Genomic DNA, 4,429 nt, shown 5'->3' on the forward strand with positions numbered 1-4,429 from the left:
CAGCTTTATAAAAAAGGAGGAAAAATAACATGTTGGAAATGTTCAAAAAAATGATTGGTGATAAAAAAGAATACAGGATGATGATGGCACGGGTTGAAGTCCTGCCAGAGGACTACCAGTTTGTATTTAAGAAAATTCAAAACTACATGTGGAATTTCTCAGCGGGCAACGGGATGGATATGCTGCACATACAGTATGAATTAATCGAGTTGTTCGAAGCCGGTGCGGCGGAAGGTAGACAAGTGCTGGAAATCACTGGGGACGACGTGGCGTCCTTTGCCGACGAACTAGTGGCAAATGCTAAAACCTATGTCGCCAAATATCGTGAAGATTTGAATCAGAGTATCATGAAGCGATTGGGAAAAAAATAAATTCAATAGATAATACCGACTGATTAGCTGGTTACAAATGTGAATTGTCGCCTTTGCTATTCAGTTATATTTTTAACCCGGTAATAAGTTATACAGATTATCAGTCAGACTAAATAGAAGAGTATAGGCAATCTAGCTCCGCAAGGCGCTTTTTATAAGGAGGAAAAAAGTATGAGCAATGCAGTGATTTCTGTAAAAGGGTTAAAAAAATCCTTTAAAGACAAGGAAGTCTTAAAGGGAGTGGATTTTGAGGTGCGGCGTGGCGAAATTTTCGCACTGCTGGGCTCAAATGGAGCGGGCAAGACGACGACGGTCAACATCCTCTCTACGCTGATGAAGCCCGATGGCGGCGAAGTAGGTATTTGCGGCTTTGACGTCCAGTGTCAACCGGATCATGTTCGCCAGAGCATCAGCCTGACAGGGCAGTTCGCAGCTTTAGACGGCATGCTCACCGGGCGGGAAAACTTGATGATGATCGCCAAGTTGCGGGGAGTTTCCAATCCCGCTCAAGTCGCCGACAATCTGCTTGCAAGATTCAGCCTGACCGATGCGGCCAACCGCCGGGCGGACCAGTATTCCGGCGGGATGAAGCGCCGGCTTGATATTGCCATGAGCCTGATCGGGACGCCAGCAGTCATTTTTCTCGACGAACCGACGACAGGGCTTGACCCCGAAGCTCGGATTGAAGTCTGGGATACCGTCAAGGAGCTTGCCGGCGGCGGCACGACCATCTTGCTGACGACCCAGTACCTGGAGGAAGCCGAACAACTGGCGGACCGTATCGCCATCCTGCATGGCGGAAAAATCATAACGACCGGTACCCTTACCGAACTCAAAGAGATGTTCCCGCCAGCGAAAGTGGAGTACATCGAGAAGCAGCCGACATTGGAGGAAATTTTCCTCGCGATCATTGGCAAAAAGGAGGAGATGTAAATGAAAAGTAAAACAGGGGTATTACTAGGACGTTTAATGCGCAACATCATGCGCAGCCCGGATACGATTATCACGGTGGCGATTACGCCGATTATGATGCTGCTGCTGTTTGTCTACGTATTTGGCGGCGCCATAAAGACAGGCACGGACAACTACGTCAATTATTTATTGCCGGGAATCTTGCTGATGGCTATCGCATCCGGCGTCGCTTACACTTCACTGCGGCTGTTTACGGATGTAAAGAGCGGGCTGATGGCACGTTTCATTACCATGCCCATCAAGCGCTCGTCGGTATTGTGGGCTCACGTGTTGACCTCGCTTGTTTCCAATGCGCTTACTGTCGTGGTTGTTATCCTCGTCGCCCTCTTGATGGGCTTCCGTTCCAGCGCTGATATCCTGGATTGGCTCGCGGTAGCTGGGATACTCGGGCTGTTTACGCTGGCGCTGACATGGCTGGCCGTCATTCCCGGATTGACAGCGAGGTCTATGGAAGGGGCGACAGCCTACTCGTACCCGCTGATTTTCCTGCCGTTTATCAGTTCGGCCTTTGTCCCCACTGAAACCATGCCTAAAATTGTCCGTGCGTTCGCTGAGAACCAGCCCGTGACTTCAATAGTGAATACGATTCGTGCCCTCTTGTATGAAGGGTCTGTTGGCAACGGTATCTGGATCGCACTTGCCTGGTGCGTCAGCATCATGATCATTGCTTACTTCTTCGCCAGTAAAGTATTTAAACGTCAGTTAGGGTAAGTACACCATTATGGGATTAGCCATATCATCGGTTTTATTCTTATCTTTTGATCTGAAATTTGCTTTTTGGCTAGAGTACTGGCTCGTCGTGTGGGGAAGAAACCCCACGTATTAAACGTATCAAATTTTTGAATAAGGACTATTTTTTAGCTCTATATAAGAGTGAGATAGAGAAAATAAAAAAAATCAGTAATACCAAGGGTTTATAGTATATGAGGTGTTACTTTTTCGTAACACCTAAAAAAAGGAAAAACATAATAAAAAAAAGATGTCAATGAGAATTTGACATCTAAAATAAGTAGATTGGTAATTTATATTTTTTCTTAGACTCATCAATTTTAAAGTTCCTTAATGAATTTCTAAAAATATGTTGAGTTGCTTTATCTATTCCATCTTTAGGACTACTAGATTTGTATAGAGTATTCATCTATTAAAATTTTGGGAATCCTTGGTAGAGACTTTACTGTTAAATGACGAAATTATCTAAAAAAGTTCTGTAGAGATAAGGAATTATATACCTTTAAAATATAATAAAAACTCTTATCAAAAGGAGATTACTATGGATTTTTGAGATATTGCAACCCCTAATGAAAAGTTTTACTGAACATGGTGACTTTGAATTTGATGAAATCGAGAATAAACGTCCGATGAACATATGGCTCTATGCTAAGCGCAGGACATATCAATAGGGCTGATAAAAAAGTAAAGAGAGGGAAACCAAATGAAAAAGATTACAACAGAAGATTTTAATTCTCCAGAAAATATGAAGGATATTGTTGGCTTTTATAAAAAATTAACGGAACAACAAGAGCCGCTTATCCGTCTAGATGATTATTATGGAATGGGACCAGCCTGGCTTGCGATTCACCGTGAGGATACAGTAGCTATTCTCAAAGATCCTCGGTTTATTCGAGATGTGCGAAAACTACAGCCTACACAAGATCAACCAGATTTAGAAGATCGATCTGAGAAGTGGGAATGGAATATAAATTTCCCAAATATGCTGGACTCTGATCCACCTGATCATACTCGTTTGCGCAGGTTAACAGCCAAAGCTTTTACCCCTCAAATGATCGCGAATCTAGAACCTCGTATTCAACAGATTACAGATGAATTATTGGATGCAGTACAGAAAAAAGGGAAGATGGATCTTATTCCAGATTTTGCTTTTCCACTTCCATTTCGGGTTATTGCTGAGATGTTAGGAATACCTGTTTTGTATCAAGATAAAATTCATGATTTGTGGGCAAGCATAAAGGCAGATCCTAGTCAAGACCATATTGCATGGATCAAAGAGTATTACTCATGCATCCGAGCAACATTGGAAGAAAAACGAAAACATCCAACGGAAGATGTAATCAGTTCCCTTATACACGCACACGATCAAGAGGATAAACTGAGTGAACCCGAACTGCTCTCTACCGTCCAATTACTCATTACTGCTGGACATGAGACCACAACAAATTTGATTGGAAATGGTATGGTTGCTTTGCAGAAACATCCAGAACAATTAGCTTTGTTGCGTAGTAATCCTTCTTTGCTACCTAATGCTATCGAAGAGCTACTTCGCTATGCTGGACCGCTCATGATCAGCTGGCGTTTTGCAGGTGAAGATATAACGATGCATGGGAAAAACATCCGCAAAGGAGAAATGGTTCTATTCTCTCTTGGCACTTCGAACCTTGATCCAAAACAGTTTTCCAATCCGGAAGTATTCGATATTACGAGAAAAGAAAACGATCATCTTGCCTTCGGCAAAGGTATTCATCACTGTTTGGGTGCTCCACTTGCAAGATTGGAAGCAAAAGTTGCCTTTGGTACTTTGCTTAGACGCTTCCCAGATTTAAAATTGGCGATTGATCCAGATGAGTTGATTTATAACCATAATGGAGTGGTACGTTATATCGCTAGTATCCCAATGATTTTCTAACCTTCGGTGATATATTGTTTTTAAATTAGATACAAAGCTAAAATATAACAGTGTTTCTTCCATTCCTGTGTAAAAAACAGACTGATATCTATTTCAAATCGGTCTGTTTTCCATTTATTGGTCAAATGTATTTTTGATCTTGGTACGATCCTTGCGTTTTGGCTAGAGTGCTGGCTGGGGGTTTGGGGGCTAGCGCCCAGGAACTTTTAGCTCTATATATAAGAGTGAGAAGAGCAAAGTGAAGAAAGTCAGTAATAGCAAGGGTTTAAAGGGGGTAGGGTGTGATCAAATGATCACAACTAAAAAATGTAAAATAAGACAAAATAAAAAAAAGCAAGACTAAAAGTGGTCTTATCCCTGTCAAGTAGACAGTATTAAAAAAGACTAAGCAACCATCGCGATTCGATATTCTATCGGAGCTCGGTGGTTGAGTCGTTTTTGGAAC

The 4,429-nt window shown here is 42.4% G+C and carries 4 protein-coding genes and 1 pseudogene; 4 read left to right on the forward strand and 1 reads right to left on the reverse strand.

The genetic code is table 11. The features are described 5' to 3' along the window. Positions 1-29 precede the first annotated feature (29 nt). The 3 genes from AZF08_RS16800 (at position 30) to AZF08_RS16810 (ending at position 2,054) form a co-directional block, all read left to right on the forward strand. Positions 30-371, forward strand: a complete 342-nt coding sequence (locus AZF08_RS16800; protein ID WP_033679079.1) for a DUF1048 domain-containing protein — start codon at positions 30-32, stop codon at positions 369-371. A 171-nt stretch (positions 372-542) separates the two neighbouring features. Then, positions 543-1,304: an ABC transporter ATP-binding protein gene (locus AZF08_RS16805; RefSeq protein ID WP_033679081.1), complete on the forward strand. Its 762-nt coding sequence runs from the start codon at positions 543-545 to the stop codon at positions 1,302-1,304. Beyond that, entirely contained in the window at positions 1,305-2,054 is a 750-nt protein-coding gene (locus tag AZF08_RS16810) for an ABC transporter permease (protein WP_033679083.1), read from the forward strand. Positions 2,055-2,343: 289 nt separating this feature from the next. Here the strand turns inward: AZF08_RS16810 and AZF08_RS28855 are convergent. Beyond that, positions 2,344-2,457: pseudogene (locus AZF08_RS28855) on the reverse strand (MarR family transcriptional regulator); the annotation flags it as partial. Positions 2,458-2,775: 318 nt separating this feature from the next. Here AZF08_RS28855 and AZF08_RS16815 point away from each other — a divergent pair. Beyond that, positions 2,776-3,984, forward strand: coding sequence for a cytochrome P450 family protein (locus tag AZF08_RS16815; RefSeq protein WP_033679085.1), 1,209 nt, complete (start codon positions 2,776-2,778; stop codon positions 3,982-3,984). Positions 3,985-4,429 lie beyond the last annotated feature (445 nt).

This window comes from Bacillus gaemokensis (genome assembly GCF_001590835.1).
Lineage (GTDB): Bacteria > Bacillota > Bacilli > Bacillales > Bacillaceae_G > Bacillus_A > Bacillus_A gaemokensis.